Origin of the sequence: Lysinibacillus sp. S1 (assembly GCF_044986265.1) — a bacterium.
GTDB classification, from domain to species: Bacteria; Bacillota; Bacilli; order Bacillales_A; family Planococcaceae; genus Lysinibacillus; species Lysinibacillus capsici.
This window is the reverse complement of record NZ_CP173154.1, coordinates 4409626-4427037: the sequence shown is the minus strand read 5'-3', so window position 1 is coordinate 4427037 and position 17412 is coordinate 4409626. Positions and strand designations below refer to the sequence as shown.

Sequence of the window (17412 nt, the reverse complement as noted above, 5' to 3'; positions counted from 1 at the left end):
ATTTTCCTAACACTTGGTAGACGAACATAATTTTTATAATTAATTAAAGAGGTGAAGCTCATGATCGATCCATTAAAACTTACTAGTACACTAGCGGATGAAACAAGATACTCTATTTATGAGTACATATTGCAAGAGAAAAAAACAGTTACTGTACAACATATTGCTGATAAATTCGGTATCCATCCAAACGTTGCTCGACTTCATTTAACGAAGCTTTCAGAAATAAATATTATTACAGCTGACTATGTAAAAACAGGTAAAGGTGGCAGACCTGGACGTGTTTATAAAGCTTCAGAAAAAGGCGTATCTCTTACTTTTCCAAGACGTGATGAAGATCGTTTATTAAAATGGACGATACAATTAATTGAAGACTTTGGTCCATCTGCATTAACAAAGTGCCAGGAAATTAGCTACCAAGACGGCTACCAGCAAATGAAAAATTATATGAGTGCTGAATTGACATTAAGTAATTCTCTTTCCTTCGATGAAAAACTTCAGCTATTAACGGACAATGCCGCTTTAATTGGCTATATTCCACAGATTCAACAAACTGAGCAAGGAAAAAAAGTTATCTTCTCCATCTTCAATTGTCCATTCCAGGAGCAACTGACAGCCTATTCTGAAATTGTTTGTTCATTACATGAATCCTATTTAAAAGGGCAATTAGATGCATTGTTTACGAACAATGAATTTGTGCAAATGGAAAGTATGATACATAATTGCGATTTATGTAAATATGAAATAAACGTGACAGAAATCGATAGCTAGATTAAAAATCCATTTGTTTGTCACAAACATGGAGAAGTTCCAGTTTACAGACACCTTTCATATCATTTATAATGAGTAAGAGATTATTGTGTCGTGGGCAAAAGGAGGGGAAATTTCATGGATAATATGTATAAAGTTATGGCATTCTGGACAGGTATTTTTGCCGTTATGTTCTACCTTGGAGGTATGAACGAGGTATCGCTATTATTCTTAGGTAATACAGGTTTATTCTTATTATTAGGCTTCTTAAACCTTTCAGAACGTATGTACATGTACATTTTCGGAGCATATTTAACTGTATTCTTCGCTGGCTTCACGTACTATACAACATTCATTCACGTACCTGGTGGCGGTCATTAATACAAACAAAATCGCGTATCTCACTTTCGGTGAGATACGCTTTTTTATGTGCTAAAACAGTTTATTGTCCATGTTTTAAAATCCATTTAAAAAAGGATTTGTCTCCATTTCTGCGCCTACCGTTGTATAATTACCGTGTCCAGGATAGATAATAGTATCCTCAGGTAATGTCAACAGTTTATTATGGATAGATTCCAATAAAATTTTGGTTGATCCACCTAATAGATCTGTACGTCCTACACCTTGTTCAAATAACGTATCTCCCACGATGGCAAAACCGTCATTTTCAAAGATATAAGAAATACTCCCCGGTGAATGCCCAGGTGTAAAAACAGCTTGAAACACAAAATTACTTATTTCAATTTGCTGTTCTTTTTTGATGATTGTATCTTGCGCTGGTGCGGCTACCCTATAATCTGGTAATGCAGGATATTTACTAGAGCCATTCTTCGTTGGATCTGCTAGCCAACTAACTTCCTTTTCATGAATCCATACAGGAACGTCAAATACCTCACGCACTGCATCTACTGCCCCTATATGATCAAAATGGGCATGTGTTAAAAAGATAGCAAGAGGTTTTAAGCCGTTGCTACGGATTGTTTTAATTAGACGCTCCGCCTCTTCACCTGGATCAAATACGATACATTCTTTTTCTTTATTCGATACGATATAGCAATTCGTTTGGACGGGACCAAGAGAATAACTTCGTACGTTCATCATAGTTATCACCTCAACTTCCTATTATACAGGCTTTGCCACAATTTGACGATAAATGTTCATAGTTTACAGTATTTTAGTCCTCGACAAAAACAAGTAGAACGTTTACAATTAAGGAGGAATATTGTTTGCGACATTCATTTTCTGATGTCGAAAGGAGTGTCTATTTTTAATGAACTTATTAATGGTTATTTTTGGTCTAGTAGCGATTTTAGCTGTATTTGGTACATTCCAAGCAATTAAAGAAAAGAACCTATTAAGCGTTGTTTTCAACTTATTAAGTGCTGCTGTATTCGGATGGTTCGTCATCATGACGATTGTTCACAGCGGTTACCCACCAAAATTACACTAAAATTCAGACAAAAAAAGAGCAGTCTCTTCGGAGATTGCTCTTTTTTGTCTATTATTACTTATTGAATTGAAGAAACCGCTTCTTGCCGATTTGTAGTACATCATTATTCATTAATACTTGTGATATGTCATCCATCGCCATTTTTTCTCCATTCAAGGATACTCCTTTTTGCTTGATTAACCGCAAAAACTCACTCTTACTTTGAATAAAACCCATTGCCACTAGTTGTGGAATGATATCCACGATTCTTTCCTTATCAATTTCTAAGAGCAGTATAGGAATGTTTTTTGGTATTTCCTTTTTTTGAAATGCTGCTTCAAAATAAGCTCTTGCTTCCTCCACTGCTGTAGATCCATGGTATAAAGCCGTTATAATTTCTGCTAATAGGAATTTCAAATCGCGGGGATTCTCTCCCTTTTGTAGTCTATCTTGAATAGCCTGCACTTGTAGTGGATGCTCATCTGTTGCTAATTCGAAATATTTGATAATTAAAGTATCTGGTACTTCCATCACCTTTTTAAACATAATCTCAGGTGCTTCATTGATGCCAATATAATTACCTAAACTCTTACTCATTTTTTCAATACCATCTAACCCCTCTAGTAAGGGCATAAAAATAGCAATTTGTTTTTCTAATCCTCGATGCTTTTGTAAGGTGCGTCCCATTAAAATATTGAACGTCTGATCCGTTCCACCTAACTCTATATCTGCCTCAAGTTCTACTGAATCATATGCTTGCATAAGTGGGTAGAAAAACTCATGTATACCAATTGGGATGTGCTGCTGGTAACGTTTCTGAAAATCCTCGCGCTCTAGAAGTCGAGCAACAGATGTTGTGGCTGCTAGCTTGATGACTTCTTCAAAGGACAGCTTCGCTAGCCATTCACTATTAAAACGAACCGTTGTCTTGTTCGGATCTAGTACTTTAAAAATTTGCTCACAATAAGTTTGGGCGTTTTTCTTCACTATATCGTCATTTAAGGCTGTTCGCCCCTTAGCTTTACCTGTAGGATCGCCAATTCGTCCTGTAAAATCACCGATAACAATAACTGCATGATGGCCTAAATCTTGCATTTGCTTGATTTTCCGTAGAACAACCGCATGACCTAAATGAATATCTGGTGCGGACGGATCGAGCCCTAGCTTAATCGTTAAAGGTCGCAGTTCTTTATACGATCGCTCTAATTTTTCAAATAAATCCTGTTCATCAACGATCTTGTTAGCACCCTTCTTGATAATCGCCATTTGCTCCTTTGGTGTTAAAAACATACGAAACATCTCCTTGTAATATTAAATATTAATATTGCAAGTTCTATAAGAGTAAATGGGGTACCGATTTTATTTACAAGGCTTTAATAGCTTTACACGTTTATGCTTAGAAGGCATAAAAAAAACGCCTTTAGGAAATTCCTAAAGGACGTAGATAAACGTGTTACCACCTTTTTTCGAGACCTATTCACATAGCTCTCCTCAACAAGTACAGCCATAGCGATACTTTTGCAATGATTACGGATGCAACCCCGTCGTAGCCTACTATAGTTTCGGTACGCAGCTCCAAGATGTATTCACTTTAATATCCCCTTGCGCCTCTCAACAACCGGCTACTCTCTGTCAGTTCCATTAAAGTTACTCGTTCTTTTCGATGCCTTTCACTCTTATACTCCGAAATGCGAAAAACAAATCTTCGTTATGCAGATATTTACACTTATTATAATCGTATCTTGCTATTTGTCAATAAAAAGAAATGTTCAATAAAGTGTATTCACGTTGCATAGTGTTGTAAAACATTGCGAAAGGTGTTTTCTTTAGCATAGGATTCACAAAAAAATTTTATGAATAGTGCTTGAGACTAATTCTTTTTTATCAGCAATAAAAAAAGAGAGATCCCTATACGAGATCTCTCTTTGATTATTTAACTGAATCCTGCTTTAAATTACCTGNTTTTTCGTCATAGAAGCGAAGTAAGTCTCCATTAATGATGGCATCAGAATTTTCTAGCTCCATTGTAGCACGATCAGCATAAGACTGACATGGCTCACCATCTATTTCTTCGCCAGTTGCTTTGTCATAGCAAGCTTCACCAGCATAGACGTATTTATCTGTAATAAAACGTCCATCACGGAAGACTACAAAGTCCTCATGCTCTGGAGAAAATAAATCTGCACCCATTTGCATATCTTTTGACGTTTCAACGCCAAGAAGGTGTAAGATCGTTGGACGTAAATCCATTTGTCCTGAAATCTCAGTCATTTCTTTTCCATCGCCAGCTCCTGGGATGTGGATGAATAAAGGTACTTCTTGAAGCATTGCATTATCCATTGGTGTAATTTGATCTTTTCCTAAATATTGTGCCATTGCTTTATTATGGTTCTCAGAAATACCATAGTGATCCCCATACATCACAATAATAGAATTATCATAGACACCTTGATCTTTTAACTGTTGGAAGAAGTCTTTTAAAGCCTCATCCATATAACGTACTGTTTGGAAGTAACGATTTAATGTACCTGAATTTGAATCATATTCAGGAATCCTAATATCTTCTGGATCCAATGTAAATGGATAATGGTTCGTTAAAGTAATAAGTCTAGAGTAGACTGGCTGAGGCATATCCTTCATTAAAGCAGCTGATTGCTCTAAGAATGGAACATCTTTCATTCCCCAGTTTACAGCTTGCCCCTCTTACAAAGTATATGAATCTATATCGTAGAATTTATTAATTTTTAACGATTGATACATCATGTCACGATTCCAGAATGATTTATTATTAGGGTGCATGACATTTGTAAAGTATCCATTTTCTCCAAGGCGTTCAGCCATTGAATTATACGTATTTCCACCATGCGTGAAGAATACAGCACCTCGACCTAAACCAAACAGTGAGTTTTCAACAATAAACTCCGAGTCAGATGTTTTTCCTAACCCTGTTTGGTGATAGAAGTTACTGAAATAATACGTATCTTTATCTTTTGTTAAAGAGTTTAAGAATGGCGTAATTTCGTGACCATTCATGTCATTATTAATGACAAAGTTTTGTAATGACTCCATCGATACCACAATCAGGTTACGACCTTTATATTTCCCAAACATCTCTGGATTTACAGCAGCCTGATTAGAACGTATATAGTTGTTCACTTCTACTAGTTCACTACCATCGGCTAACGCACGTTGAGCAGATGATTTAGATTGAATATAAATGTCATACAAGTGGTAATTGTACGTACCAATGTTTTTTACTAATAATTCGCGGTCAAAACTACGTGTTAGTAATTGTGGGCGCTCAGTTTCTGCTAATCCTAAATTTAAGAATGTCATTGCTATTGCAAGCACAAAAAATGCACGACGGAATTCAATATTCACTTTAAATGCATCTTTCATTTTTGGTAAAAATTTATTCGCTAAGATTAAGATAACGACATCAACGAAATATAATACATCCCAAGGCTCAACAATGGCTGCTACTGATGTTCCTAAGTCACTAAAGTTACTTGTTTGGAATAATACTGGTAGCGTAATAAAATCATTGTAGAATCGATAGAACGCTACATTTCCATATAAAACAATGGACAAAATAACGCTGACCGTAATCAAATAACGATTTCTAGCTTTTGCTGATTTAAAGAATAGTGATAAACCATACGTAAATAGCAAGAAGCTTAATGGATTAATAAATAAAATAAACTGTTGCATTGCATTTTCAATTTTCATTTCAAAGCTTGTGTGGTAAACAATGACCGTTTTGATCCAAGTTGCTATAATTGCTAGTATCATAAATGAATGTTTAGGCCACTTTATTGATTTCATTCCTAACATCCTCCCTACTTCCTTACAAAAAAATAATAATTTTTTACATTTTGTTACGGAAACAAAATATATCTTAATCCTTTTTTAACAGATAATCAACACATATCTTAGGGAAAATTTTTTCTCCCTGCTCTTTCTATGCACCAGATATCTATATATACGTTTTGCATTGTAAAAAGTTTCGTAAAAACATAAAAACAGCGGAAACCCACTGTTTTTAAGAATATTACATACATGTTACATTAATTTTACAATACCCAATTACATTATATTTCAAACATTACTTTTTATGCTCTTCCATACGAAGTCTTGTTGTTTCTTGTCGAATAAGCAGTAGAGCCATTTGATAATCTTTTATATCTAGTACATTCGCTTTATAGAGCTCACGTATTTCATCCTCCATCAACATCAAATCGCCAATAGGATCACGTGTATAAATATAGGTACCATATGTTTTCAAGAGTTCATAAATATCTAGCATTTTATCCATTTTCATTCGCTCCTCGTTGTGCAACACAGTCAATACGTTTTGTGGGCGTCACAATGATATCTACTGGKCAATCATGTGCTTCAGTAGGAACACAATCAATGATTTGCTCATCAAAGAGCAGCGACATCAGCTTACCCTTATTATAGTTTAATACATAGCGGTCATAATAACCACCGCCATAGCCGATTCGATAACCGTATGGATCAAAAACAACGCCTGGTACAACAATGATATCCATCTCATTTGCGTCAACAAACTCACTTTTTGCTGGAATGGGCTCACGCAAATGCATATATACAGTTTCAAGCTGTGCAAATGATTCAATGGCATAAAATGACATTTCCCTTGTTTTCGGGTGACATTTAGGAACTGCGACCTTTTTACCTAGTTTCCATAATTCCTCAATTATAAGAATTGTGTCGACTTCTGGCTTATTTGAAATGGTCATGCCAATTGTATTTGCTTCTATTATATATGGTTCCTGTAGCACCTTGTTTAACACAGCTAATGATTGACGATGATAGTCTTCATCCGTCATAGTTGCAAGGGCTTGGCGTACCGTGTTTCGTAAAGTTGTTTTATCCATCTAGGCTACCTCCTATATCGTAAAACTTCATATCCTCCTGGAATTGTTACATTGAATGATGTGATAAAATGTAGAAAGCCAAAACCACTTGTGGTTTTGGCTTAATGAGCGATTACTTAGTTTCACGGTGAAGAGTGTATTTCTTCTCGCGAGAGCAATATTTTTTAAGTTCAAGACGCTCTGGATTGTTACGCTTGTTCTTTTTAGAAATGTAGTTACGTTCGCCGCAATCTGTGCAAGCTAAAGTAATATTTACGCGCATCATTAACCCTCCCACTCTATATCAAGAATTTAAATTTGAGCATGATTTATACGACTAACCTATTATAACATAAACTGAAAAAAAATCTACCTTCATTTCATATTAAGTTTGCATATGGTAAAATATCTTATAATTACATACTACATTGAGGTGAAACTATTGGATTTATCCATCGTATTAATGAGTATCGGCATTTTTCTGATCATCATTTCGTTCTTTTTCAAAAATAGCTCGAAAAAAATCGAACAAGATGTCGAAGAATTATCTATCTCCATCTTCCAAGAAACGAATAATTTAAAACGTCGTCTTAAGATTGTGGAGGAAGAACTTTTACTAGAGCCTGAGTTCCAAGTGAAATCAAAATCAAGTATCCCTCCAAAAGGTCAAGATCCTAAAGTGCACCAAGTCATGCAGGCTGTTCAACAGGCTGCACAGAGTTCAAAAGTTGGACAAACAACAGCACCAGCAAAACCGATTCATCAAATTATTATTAGTCAGGTACTTGAATTAAATAAACAGGGTCTTTCTGTAGCAGATATTAGTATTCGCTCAAATTTAACAGAAGAGCAAGTTCGGCAAGTGATTGCAAACGGGGGGCGTTGATTGATGAATAAGTCTGCCATTCGTGCATTTGGTATAGCCATTTTTCTTGTTGGGGCATTGCTTGCACTCGCAAACCGCTTCGATGTAAATATTGGTCTTCCTACTAAGGAATTTTCCAATCAACAACAGGTAAAAGAACTACAAAACAAATTAAGTAAAGCCAATCAAGAAATTGCCTCGTTAAAGGATCTATTAAAGCAAGTACATACGACTGAAAAAACTTCTACAACAGATGCATCTGAACAAGCTGATGAAGAAGCGTATACAGATGTAACAACGATGTCTCTGCAAATCTATAGTGGTATCACACCGTATAGTGTGGCCCAAAAACTTGAAGACGGTGGCATTATTACCAATAGTGTTGAAATGGAGTTACTACTCGCTAACCCTAAATATGCTAGAAGCTTACAAATCGGCTCCTATGAAGTCAATTCTGCCATGACATTAGAAGAAATAGCTAATTTAATTACAGGTAAGAAACAATAACATAAAAAGCTGTCGCCCATTCATATATGAGGCGACAGCTTTTTTATTACGCTATACTTTCTAGAAAGGCTTGCATCATCATACTGCCTTCTTTTGTGCCAATTGATTCGGGATGAAACTGCAGCCCATAAAGAGGATATTCTTTATGTTGAATGGCCATAATCTCTCCGTCATCACCTGCTGTGGCGAGTATTTTAAAATCCTTGTGTAAAGTTTGTTCTTCAATAATAAGTGAATGATATCGCATAACCTCGATATCCCCATCTAATTGGGCAAATAAACCTGTTTGTTCGTATTGTAATGGGGACAGCTTTCCATGCATAATATTTTTTGCCTGCACAATATTTGCGCCAAAAGCCTGACCTATCGATTGGTGCCCTAGACAAATACCTAAAATAGGGAATTTTTGATAGAGTTCCTTGATGACCTCTATCGTTATCCCTGCTTCATTTGGCGTTCCTGGCCCTGGTGATAAAATGATGGCCTCTGGCGATAGTTTTTGAATTTCTTCTATAGTAATGGTATCATTCCGTATGACCTTGACGCTTTTTCCAAGCATACTGATTTGCTGAAATAAATTATAGGTAAAAGAATCGTAGTTATCTATGATTAAAATCATTTTTTTACCTCCAATAGGGCACGTGCCTTATTCAGTGTTTCTTCATATTCTGACAATGGAATCGAATCATAAACAATACCTGCTCCTGCCTGTACATGTGCCTTTTGATCCTTAATGAGCATCGTGCGAATCGCAAGGGCCAAGTCCATATCACCAGTTGTCGAAATATAGCCTACTGCTCCCGCATACACCCCACGCTTTACTGGTTCTAATTCATTAATCAATTGCATGGCCCGAATTTTTGGTGCCCCTGACACTGTACCAGCAGGTAAACAAGCACGAAGTACATCCAGTACATGGAGGTCATCTCGCAATTCGGCAATAACCTCAGATACCATATGCATCACATATTTATAGCGCTCAATTTTCATGTATTTGGTTAGCTTGACAGAACCCACTTTTGCAATACGTCCAAGATCATTGCGACCTAAATCCACTAACATACGGTGTTCAGCTATTTCCTTGCTATCCACTAATAGCGCATTTGCGATGGCTTCATCCTGTTCTATTGTCGTGCCACGCGGCTTTGTACCTGCTATTGGATTGGTTGTCACTTTTCGATTTTTTACTTTTACAAGACTTTCAGGAGATGTTCCTAAAATAATATAGTCACCATAATCCATATAAAACATATAGGGTGATGGGTTAGACGTGCGCAATTGACGATAGAGCGAGAACGGCGAACCTGTAAACGGCGCAGAAAAACGTTGCGATAACACAATTTGGAAAATATCACCTCTCAAAATATGCTGCTTAGCACGTTCCACCAAAGCAACAAATCGTTCCTTTGAAATCATAGGCTTAAACTGTAGCTCATCCACCTTTAATACCTCAAAGGTCGTACCTGCACAAAGCTGTTGCTCCATCCTTGTAATAGCAGCTTCCATCTCCTCTAATGAACGCCCATCCTGAAATAGATCAATCGAAGCTAGTGTAATTTCTTGTGTTAGATGATCAAAAACAATAAATGTATCATAGAAAAAAACATGAACATCAGGCATAGCTAAATCATCCTGTAAATAGTCACCTATTTTTTCTGTGTAAAATGCTGTTTCATAGCCAAAGAAACCTATAGCTCCTCCAAAGAAAGCAAAAGGATAGCTTTCTTTATGAAAGGGTATTAGTTCTTTTAATCGATCAAGCACATTGCCCCTAGCCTTGTCATTTTCTGCTCCTTTTGAAAACACGAATTCTTCATTGTTTCCTTTTAGTTCAGCCACTGGATTGATGGCGATAAAGGAATATCGCCCACTTTCCTCATGTTTCGCTGAGGATTCGAACAACATTTTATGCTGCCCTTTCAGTGATTGATACACAGAGATCGGGGTCATCATATCCCCATGTAATACTTTCATAGCATACTTTCTAAGCTCAACTGTCATACTCTTCTCTCCTTCTCTAAGCTCTGCTCATCTACACCTCATCTATCTTTAGCAGCAGAAATCTGCTAAAGGCTTTCTCTTCTTTCAGCTAAAACATTTGCCGTCTAAAGAAAAAAATATAAAAAGGCCTTTCCATCACAAAAGGACGGAAAAGCCGTGGTGCCACCTTCATTGGTCTCCTGATAGGAAAACCCTCTCTAAGCCTTGTAACGTAGGCATCCGCTAATCCGTACTTTTTTCAGGATTAGAGCTCCGAAGTCCATTCACTAAACATTTGTACTAGTTTTCACCAACCACTAGCTCTCTATAACAAATTGTACTAGCTACTACTCTTCATCAAAGCTGATTTCTTGGTAATATTGTAAAGCAAACTATCTTACAATTCAATTTATTTTTTATTTCGCAGACTTTCTTCTTCAGGATGGCTAGCTAATGTAATCGATAGCTCCTCCATTATTTGACGAATGGCAAATAAAATATCCTGCCGCACTTCCAGCATAACAGCGGTATCATTTGTGGCAACAAAGAATCGAACAAGCACGCGATACGAATCATGATGAAATTCATCTATAAATACATGAATCATGTCTTTCTCTGTTTTAGCATGTAAATAAATTTCCTTATGAATGGCCGTTAAAGCGCTACGTATGTCTTCCTCATTATTAGCAGCAGCGATATATAAAAATTGCTCACATTTCCGTTTTTCTCGTTTAGATAAATTATAAAGTGGGCGATTCACTAAATAGGAGTTCGGCACATACACAAGTCCTTTGTCTCCTGTTTGAATTAACGTACTTCTTAAATTAATATCCTCAATCGTTCCTTCAATTTTTTGATCCTCTGTCGCAATCCAATCTCCTATTTGGAATGGATTATCTAAAGCTACGGACATGCCACCAAATACATGCGCTAGTGTATCGCGAATCCCAAAGGCAATCGCCACACCCGTTAAGCCGATTCCAGTTAAAAAGCCATTCAGATTAAAATCCCAAAATGAAGCAATCGTAAACATAGCAAAAATCATGATAAGTACTTTACCGATTCGTAGAAAAAACGGTAGTAAAACATTCTGATCCTCTTCGCTTGTTAATTCAAATGGTTGTTTCGTATAAAAATTTAAAACATCATAAATCCCTTTAAAAGCAAAAAAAACCATAATAGACAATACAAAATTCTTTGTTGATGGATGTGTAAATAAAGGGACTTTTATTAAATAAGATAAGCTTAGCACAATGACCGTCGTCATAAAGGCATAGCCAATTGCTTTACTAAATTGGGCCAGTACATTTGCTTGGAAAATGCGCTGACGATCTTTTAAAAATAGCACAACACGATGAATAATTTTTTTGATGATGAATCGTTGAATAAGCCACCCGACTAAACAAATAATGACAGCAATTAAGCCATCTAGCCAGGTTGGGACTGTAAATTTAGGTAATAACCAATGTAATGAATCCATGTATTTCTCCTTTATAACTACCTATGTATCGCCAGCAAAAAGGAGCCGACCTTCAGTAATGGTTAGCCCCGTTCTTGTTATTGTATGGCATCATCTGCAAAAAAAGCCTTACTAGCAAACCAAAATTGCTGTTTATTAAAGTTATGTTCACGCATGGCAATTACCGAAAATTCAGCATGATATTTTTGCTTCATTTCCTTTAGCATCATTTTTGCTTGCTTGCCAACGAGATGCTGCCCATCAATAGGTGCTCCTTCTGTAAAAATAATGACATCTGCTTCTGTACCTAATTGATTTTCCTGTAGCAATGCTTTCACAAATTGTAAAACAGGTAAAATGGCTGCCTCTCCCTTTGCCTTATATTCGATAAAACTTTTAAAATCAGCTAAATTTAAATGACCATTTTCAAAGCGGTAGTGGACATGAATTTGCCGATCATACGGTACAATGTATAAATCACGACCTTCTCGATGTGCACTCATAAATAACGCTAAAATCATACTTTTACAAATCTCAGAATAAGCGGCCATTCCTGTCGTTTGTTCTAAACAAATAATCATCGGGCCAGGGTCTTGTTGATAATCATGAAAGGGTACATAGTAAATATTGCCGCTTTTCGTTGTCTGTTGCTTAAGCTTTTGACGTCTAAGCTCTGACCATTTTCGTTCATAATACTGGCGTTGCTCTTTGCCATTTGCTAAGCGTTCTGCCTTCTCAATAGCAGGAATATTCTCTTGGATTTCATGCATGATATCCGTCAATTCCAGAGCAAATGCTGCCATATTTCGTAATGGCTCACTCTTGAAAAAATAATCGATAAAATAATGTTGTTCCCCTTCACTTAACTCCTCTATATGTAGGTTTTCATAGAGAAAACGTAAATAGTCAAGTTGTTCTATTGTCAACTGCTTGTCAAATTGCTTGATGAGGGATTCAATCGCATCTTTCATGTAGCAGCACCTCCTAAGCACCACATTTTTTGGATAATGTCTATAGTATAACCAAAAAAAATTTTTGACAATACAAAAACGCTTGCTATAAAGACGCTACAGCCAAAGACAATGTTGCTGCTTCAGGAGATTTTTTTCTGCAAATGAAAAAAAGAGCTAAAACGCAGCTCTTCTTTCTTAATTATTTAATTCATAATGTTTGCCTTTTACTAAGTAAAATAGATGTTCAGCAATATTTGTAGCATGGTCAGCAGAACGCTCTAAATAGCGGCAAATAAATGTTAGGTGTGTAATCTGTGAAATATGGGAGGGGTTTTCTACCCCTGCACGGAGTAAAAGGGTGATCGTTGCCCCGTATAAATCGTCCACGTAATCATCTAACTCTGCAATCTCTTTAGCGCGTACCGTATCTTCCTCAGTAAAGGCCTTCATGATGCTCTCTAGCATTTCTACTGTTTTATTGCACATGGTTTGGAGATTTGTTATTGGGAATATCATTGGCTCCTTACCAATTCGAATTGCTTCTTTAGCTATATTAACCGCATAGTCCCCTACTCTTTCCATATCTGAAGCTGCCTTTACGAGAACCATGAGACGGCGTAAATCTGTTGCTACTGGTTGTTGCTTGGCAATCATTAGGATCACATGGTCATTAATTTCTTCTTCAAGGCGATTAATGATTAAATCGTCCTCCAAAATTTTCAAAGACTTTTCTAAATCCTGCTCTACCAATGCTTCAAAAGCTGTTTTTAATGCAAGGATACTGCTATTGGCAATTGCAAGAAATTGTCCCTGTACCTCTTTTAACTCTTGTTCAAAACGTTCACGTACGATCATTCATTGCTCCTCCTTAGCCGAAACGTCCCGAAATATAGTCTTCTGTACGTTGATCTGCTGGTGTTTGGAAAATAACATCCGTTTTATCGGATTCGACAACCTCTCCACTTAGGAAGAATGCTGTACGATCAGAAATACGAGCCGCTTGCTGCATATTATGTGTCACGATGACAATGGAATAATCCTTTTTCAGTTCTTGAACCAGCTCTTCCACTTTCAACGTAGAAATCGGATCTAAGGCAGATGTTGGCTCATCCATTAAGATGACATCAGGCTCAATCGCTAAGCAACGTGCAATACAAATACGTTGTTGCTGACCACCTGATAATCCGTAGGCATTTTGATTCAAACGGTCTTTTACCTCGTCCCAAATGGCTGCCCCTCTTAATGATTTCTCCACAATTTCATCGAGAATTTTTTTATTTTTAATGCCATGAATTCTGGGTCCATAGGCAATGTTATCATAAATGGATTTTGGAAACGGGTTTGGCTTTTGGAATACCATACCTACACGTGTTCTTAATTCCTCTACCGTATAGTTTTTATCTAAAATATTTCGCTCACGATATAAAATTTCTCCTGATGTACGTACGATTGGTACAAGTTCAACCATGCGGTTTAATGTTTTTAGATACGTAGATTTCCCACAGCCAGATGGTCCAATAATAGCCGTTACTTCATTTTCATAGATGCTTAAATTAACATCTTTTAAACCATGATGATCACCATACCATAAGTTTAAATTGCGTGTATCATAGACAATATTTTTCGCCACATCTGCTATAGGCTTAGTCGTTGCCTGGTTCCGTTTGACAATTGTTTTTTCCTCTTTAAAATCTAATACCATAAGGTCACCTCATTAATAACGTTTTTGGAATTTATTTCGGATATAGATGGCAATCGAATTCATTAATAGCAGCACTGTCATAAGCACTAAAATACCTTCGGCTGCTACGTATTGAAAGGCTTCTTGTGGTCGTTTTGCCCAATCATAGATTTGCATTGGTAATGCTGTAAATTGACTCAGTAAACCATTCGGTAAAAACTGGAGGATAACTGGAATTCCAATTACAACTAGTGGAGCTGTTTCTCCAATGGCACGAGACAAGGCTAAAATACTACATGTTAAAATACCTGGAATGGCAGCTGGCAATACAACACGCAAAATCGTTTGCCATTTCGTTGCACCCATGCCATATGAAGCTTCACGTTGTTCGTTTGGCACTGCACGAATAGCCTCTTGAGCCGCTACAATGATAACAGGTAAAATTAACAAACTCATTGTAAAGCCAGCAGCTAAAATACTTTTTCCTAGACCCATCATACGTACAAAAATAGTTAATCCAAGTAATCCAAAAACAATGGAAGGAACACCTGCTAGATTCGATATATTCATGCGAATAAAGTCATTGATTTTATTTTTCTTGGCATACTCCTCTAAATAAATCGCAGTACCAACTCCTAAAATAATGGATACTGGTGCTACAACTGCCATTAACCAAAGCGAACCGATTAAAGCAGCTTTGATACCTGCCTTATCCGCAAATCGTGATGCAAAATTCGTCAAGAAATCGATATTTAAGTAATCAATCCCCTGTGTCACAATGCGGTACAGTAAAATAGCTAAAGCAACAAGTGCAAACGTAGTAGCTAAGAAAAAGAGAGTTTTCCAGACTTTATTTGCTGTAATACGCTTTGTCATTCGTTTCATGACGACTGTGTCATCCATATAGCGCATGCTAGTAAACCTCCCTGAAGCGTTTCGAAATATAGTGAGCAAGTAAATTCATTACTAGAGTAAAGATAAATAGTGTAAATCCTACTGAATAAATTGAGTAATAAATGGTTGTACCATAACCCGCATCACCAGTTGAAACCTGTACAATGTATGCAGTCATTGTTTGAATAGAGTCTGTCACATTGAGGTCAAATTTCGGTGTTGAACCACCTGCAAGCGATACAATCATTGTTTCTCCAATTGCCCGGGAAATAGCTAACACAACAGAAGCGACAATCCCTGAAAGCGCAGCTGGTAATACTACTTTGATTGCTACTTCAAATTTCGTCGCACCTAGAGCTAAGGCTCCTTCACGCATACTATTTGGTACAGATGACATAGCATCTTCTGAAAGAGATGTAATCATTGGTAAAATCATAATCCCTACAACAATACCAGGACTTAATGCATTAAATAATTTGAGTCCAGGTACAATTTCTTGTAAAACTGGTGTGACAAATGTTAAAGCGAAGAAGCCATAAACAATTGTTGGCACACCTGCTAATACCTCTAAAATAGGTTTCACTGTACGTCGTGTTTTCTCACTTGCATATTCATTTAAATAGATAGCTGAAGCAATTCCAAATGGTACAGCTACTACAACTGCAATAAGTGTCACTTTTAATGTACCAGCGATTAATGGCAGTATCCCAAATAACGGTTCGTTACCTGAAAACGGTAACCATTTAGTACCGAAAAGGAAATCCGTAATCGACACACGTTTAAAGAATTCAAACGTTTCAAAAATAAGGGTGAAAACAATGCCAAATGTTGTTAATATCGAAATAATAGCTGCAGAAAATAATAGAGCTGGCATGGCTTTTTCCACTATTTTCTTTGTTTTTTGGTTGCGCGAATTTGCAATTAATTGCTGCACAGATGATGTCTTATCTTCCTTTTGAGAAACCATTGGGAGCTCCTTTCAAATAAGTGAGGGAAAGAGCATACATCTCTTCCCCTCTATGCATGTCTTCTTATTTTAAGCCTTCTAAAGTTTTTAAGCCTTCAGTATATTTTTCTTCAGGTAAACGAACATAGCCCACTGCTTCAGCCATATCGCCTGCGTTTTCAAGTGTAAATTTAATGAAGTCGTATGCTGCTTCATTGTCCTTCATTGCACTATTTTTTACGTATGTGAATAATGGACGTGAAAGTGGTGTATATTCGCCACCTTCAATTGTTTCATTTGTTGGCTCTACGCCATTTACTTTGACAATGTTTAATTTATCTTTATTTTCAAGGTAGTAAGCATAACCGAAGAAGCCAATCGCATTTTTATCACCAGCTACACCTTGCACTAGCATATTATCATCCTCTGATAATGTTGCTGAGCTTACTAGATCTGCTCCATCTAAAATCACTTCATCAAAGTAGTCGTATGTGCCTGAATCAGTACCTGGTGAATAGTAAACGATTTTTTCATCTGGCCATGATGGATCAATATCAGACCACTTTTTCTCTGTCCCATCTTCAATCCAAATTTTTTRTAGTTGTTCTACCGTTAAGTCCTTCGCCCAATCATTTTCTGGGTTCACGACTACTGATAAACCGTCATATGCTAAAGCTAGCTCTGTAAAATCAATGCCCGCTTCTTCTAATTTCGCTTTCTCTTCATCTTTTATATTACGAGATGCATTTGAAAAGTCTGTTTCACCTGCGATGAATTTTTCAAAACCACCACCAGTACCAGAAACCCCCACTGATACTTTGACATCTGGTTGTGTACCTGCATACTCTTCAACAACTGCCTCAATGATTGGTGCTACTGTTGATGAGCCATCTCCAGCTACAGACCCTTGTAGCTTTTCATCAGCAGCTTCTTGTCCTGAGCTTGCTGGTGCGTTCGTTTCTGTATTGTTTCCGTTTTGTGCAGAATCGCTACCACATGCACCTAGCATTAATGCAGAACCCATTACCGCTGTCATCGTTAAGTACTTCCACTTTTTCATCTCATTTG

At 36.9% G+C, this 17412-nt stretch carries 19 protein-coding genes, 1 pseudogene and 2 other annotated features; of the genes and pseudogenes, 5 read left to right on the top strand and 15 right to left on the bottom strand.

From position 1 onward, the window contains the following. The first annotated feature begins 60 nt into the window (after positions 1–60). Positions 61–771: a helix-turn-helix transcriptional regulator gene (locus ACHZEU_RS22225; protein ID WP_404803776.1), complete on the top strand. Its 711-nt coding sequence runs from the start codon at positions 61–63 to the stop codon at positions 769–771. A gap of 117 nt (positions 772–888) precedes the next feature. Next, the gene (locus tag ACHZEU_RS22220) at positions 889–1131 is read left to right on the top strand and encodes a DUF2626 family protein (protein WP_004231035.1); all 243 of its coding nucleotides are present in this window, start codon (positions 889–891) and stop codon (positions 1129–1131) included. A 75-nt stretch (positions 1132–1206) separates the two neighbouring features. Here ACHZEU_RS22220 and ACHZEU_RS22215 read toward each other — a convergent pair whose 3' ends face one another. Continuing rightward, positions 1207–1851, bottom strand: coding sequence for an MBL fold metallo-hydrolase (locus ACHZEU_RS22215; RefSeq protein ID WP_257960689.1), 645 nt, complete (start codon positions 1849–1851; stop codon positions 1207–1209). Positions 1852–2020: 169 nt separating this feature from the next. Between ACHZEU_RS22215 and ACHZEU_RS22210 the strand changes: the two genes are divergently transcribed. Next, positions 2021–2200 (top strand): DUF2759 domain-containing protein, encoded by a 180-nt coding sequence (locus ACHZEU_RS22210; protein ID WP_004231029.1) that lies wholly within the window; start codon positions 2021–2023, stop codon positions 2198–2200. Positions 2201–2254: 54 nt separating this feature from the next. On the opposite strand, the gene tyrS is transcribed toward ACHZEU_RS22210, so the two are convergent. From tyrS to rpmG, 5 genes and pseudogenes are all read right to left on the bottom strand, one after another. After that, positions 2255–3469: a tyrosine--tRNA ligase gene (gene tyrS, locus ACHZEU_RS22205; RefSeq protein WP_328012618.1), complete on the bottom strand. Its 1215-nt coding sequence runs from the start codon at positions 3467–3469 to the stop codon at positions 2255–2257. A gap of 141 nt (positions 3470–3610) precedes the next feature. Further along, positions 3611–3852 (bottom strand) — a binding site (T-box leader). Positions 3853–4108: 256 nt separating this feature from the next. Next, a pseudogene (locus tag ACHZEU_RS22200) lies at positions 4109–6004 on the bottom strand (LTA synthase family protein). 280 nt (positions 6005–6284) lie between these two features. Then, positions 6285–6494, bottom strand: a complete 210-nt coding sequence (locus ACHZEU_RS22195) for a YqgQ family protein (RefSeq protein ID WP_004231021.1) — start codon at positions 6492–6494, stop codon at positions 6285–6287. Beyond that, positions 6487–7080: a 5-formyltetrahydrofolate cyclo-ligase gene (locus ACHZEU_RS22190; RefSeq protein WP_404803775.1), complete on the bottom strand. Its 594-nt coding sequence runs from the start codon at positions 7078–7080 to the stop codon at positions 6487–6489. The genes ACHZEU_RS22195 and ACHZEU_RS22190 overlap by 8 nt, the downstream gene beginning before the upstream one ends. Positions 7081–7192: 112 nt before the next feature. Beyond that, entirely contained in the window at positions 7193–7342 is a 150-nt protein-coding gene (gene rpmG / locus ACHZEU_RS22185) for a 50S ribosomal protein L33 (protein ID WP_008408521.1), read from the bottom strand. Between the two features lie 150 nt (positions 7343–7492). On the opposite strand from rpmG, the gene ACHZEU_RS22180 reads away from it, so the two are divergent. Together ACHZEU_RS22180 and ACHZEU_RS22175 are read left to right on the top strand one after the other, a co-directional pair. Then, positions 7493–7945: a hypothetical protein gene (locus tag ACHZEU_RS22180; protein WP_315062721.1), complete on the top strand. Its 453-nt coding sequence runs from the start codon at positions 7493–7495 to the stop codon at positions 7943–7945. A 3-nt stretch (positions 7946–7948) separates the two neighbouring features. Further along, complete coding sequence (locus ACHZEU_RS22175) at positions 7949–8431, top strand: hypothetical protein (protein ID WP_404803774.1); 483 nt, start codon at positions 7949–7951, stop codon at positions 8429–8431. A gap of 46 nt (positions 8432–8477) precedes the next feature. Here the strand turns inward: ACHZEU_RS22175 and ACHZEU_RS22170 are convergent, their stop codons facing one another. The 9 genes from ACHZEU_RS22170 to ACHZEU_RS22130 all read right to left on the bottom strand — a co-directional run bounded on the left by ACHZEU_RS22170 (position 8478) and on the right by ACHZEU_RS22130 (position 17404). Continuing rightward, positions 8478–9050 carry an anthranilate synthase component II gene (locus ACHZEU_RS22170; RefSeq protein ID WP_404803773.1) on the bottom strand — a complete coding sequence of 191 codons (573 nt, stop codon included), beginning with the start codon at positions 9048–9050 and terminating at the stop codon, positions 8478–8480. Next, positions 9047–10432, bottom strand: a complete 1386-nt coding sequence (trpE, locus tag ACHZEU_RS22165) for an anthranilate synthase component I (protein WP_103118432.1) — start codon at positions 10430–10432, stop codon at positions 9047–9049. The genes ACHZEU_RS22170 and trpE overlap by 4 nt, the downstream gene beginning before the upstream one ends. A 138-nt stretch (positions 10433–10570) precedes the next feature. Further along, positions 10571–10781, bottom strand: a binding site (T-box leader). A gap of 39 nt (positions 10782–10820) precedes the next feature. Continuing rightward, complete coding sequence (locus ACHZEU_RS22160) at positions 10821–11891, bottom strand: mechanosensitive ion channel family protein (protein WP_404803772.1); 1071 nt, start codon at positions 11889–11891, stop codon at positions 10821–10823. A 77-nt stretch (positions 11892–11968) separates the two neighbouring features. Beyond that, positions 11969–12841, bottom strand: coding sequence for a hypothetical protein (locus ACHZEU_RS22155; protein ID WP_404803771.1), 873 nt, complete (start codon positions 12839–12841; stop codon positions 11969–11971). Positions 12842–13018: 177 nt separating this feature from the next. Then, positions 13019–13678: a phosphate signaling complex protein PhoU gene (phoU, locus tag ACHZEU_RS22150; RefSeq protein WP_048392248.1), complete on the bottom strand. Its 660-nt coding sequence runs from the start codon at positions 13676–13678 to the stop codon at positions 13019–13021. A 13-nt stretch (positions 13679–13691) separates the two neighbouring features. Continuing rightward, positions 13692–14525, bottom strand: coding sequence for a phosphate ABC transporter ATP-binding protein PstB (gene pstB / locus ACHZEU_RS22145; protein WP_404803770.1), 834 nt, complete (start codon positions 14523–14525; stop codon positions 13692–13694). 12 nt (positions 14526–14537) lie between these two features. Then, entirely contained in the window at positions 14538–15416 is an 879-nt protein-coding gene (gene pstA, locus ACHZEU_RS22140) for a phosphate ABC transporter permease PstA (protein ID WP_404803769.1), read from the bottom strand. A 1-nt stretch (position 15417) separates the two neighbouring features. Next, positions 15418–16365 (bottom strand): phosphate ABC transporter permease subunit PstC, encoded by a 948-nt coding sequence (pstC, locus tag ACHZEU_RS22135; protein ID WP_404803768.1) that lies wholly within the window; start codon positions 16363–16365, stop codon positions 15418–15420. Positions 16366–16429: 64 nt separating this feature from the next. Then, positions 16430–17404 (bottom strand): PstS family phosphate ABC transporter substrate-binding protein, encoded by a 975-nt coding sequence (locus ACHZEU_RS22130; RefSeq protein WP_404803767.1) that lies wholly within the window; start codon positions 17402–17404, stop codon positions 16430–16432. Positions 17405–17412: the final 8 nt, after the last annotated feature.

What these genes read in the sequence shown, in the direction of transcription:
- ACHZEU_RS22210 (WP_004231029.1), top strand. Translation starts at nt 2,021, where the DNA reads ATGAACTTATTAATGGTTATTTTTGGTCTAGTAGCGATTTTAGCTGTA.
- ACHZEU_RS22225 (WP_404803776.1), top strand. Translation starts at nt 61, where the DNA reads ATGATCGATCCATTAAAACTTACTAGTACACTAGCGGATGAAACAAGA.
- ACHZEU_RS22220 (WP_004231035.1), top strand. Translation starts at nt 889, where the DNA reads ATGGATAATATGTATAAAGTTATGGCATTCTGGACAGGTATTTTTGCC.
- ACHZEU_RS22215 (WP_257960689.1), bottom strand. Translation starts at nt 1,851, where the DNA reads ATGATGAACGTACGAAGTTATTCTCTTGGTCCCGTCCAAACGAATTGC.
- pstA (WP_404803769.1), bottom strand. Translation starts at nt 15,416, where the DNA reads ATGCGCTATATGGATGACACAGTCGTCATGAAACGAATGACAAAGCGT.
- ACHZEU_RS22170 (WP_404803773.1), bottom strand. Translation starts at nt 9,050, where the DNA reads ATGATTTTAATCATAGATAACTACGATTCTTTTACCTATAATTTATTT.
- ACHZEU_RS22195 (WP_004231021.1), bottom strand. Translation starts at nt 6,494, where the DNA reads ATGGATAAAATGCTAGATATTTATGAACTCTTGAAAACATATGGTACC.
- pstB (WP_404803770.1), bottom strand. Translation starts at nt 14,525, where the DNA reads ATGGTATTAGATTTTAAAGAGGAAAAAACAATTGTCAAACGGAACCAG.
- tyrS (WP_328012618.1), bottom strand. Translation starts at nt 3,469, where the DNA reads ATGTTTTTAACACCAAAGGAGCAAATGGCGATTATCAAGAAGGGTGCT.
- phoU (WP_048392248.1), bottom strand. Translation starts at nt 13,678, where the DNA reads ATGATCGTACGTGAACGTTTTGAACAAGAGTTAAAAGAGGTACAGGGA.
- ACHZEU_RS22175 (WP_404803774.1), top strand. Translation starts at nt 7,949, where the DNA reads ATGAATAAGTCTGCCATTCGTGCATTTGGTATAGCCATTTTTCTTGTT.
- rpmG (WP_008408521.1), bottom strand. Translation starts at nt 7,342, where the DNA reads ATGCGCGTAAATATTACTTTAGCTTGCACAGATTGCGGCGAACGTAAC.
- pstC (WP_404803768.1), bottom strand. Translation starts at nt 16,365, where the DNA reads ATGGTTTCTCAAAAGGAAGATAAGACATCATCTGTGCAGCAATTAATT.
- trpE (WP_103118432.1), bottom strand. Translation starts at nt 10,432, where the DNA reads ATGACAGTTGAGCTTAGAAAGTATGCTATGAAAGTATTACATGGGGAT.
- ACHZEU_RS22155 (WP_404803771.1), bottom strand. Translation starts at nt 12,841, where the DNA reads ATGAAAGATGCGATTGAATCCCTCATCAAGCAATTTGACAAGCAGTTG.
- ACHZEU_RS22160 (WP_404803772.1), bottom strand. Translation starts at nt 11,891, where the DNA reads ATGGATTCATTACATTGGTTATTACCTAAATTTACAGTCCCAACCTGG.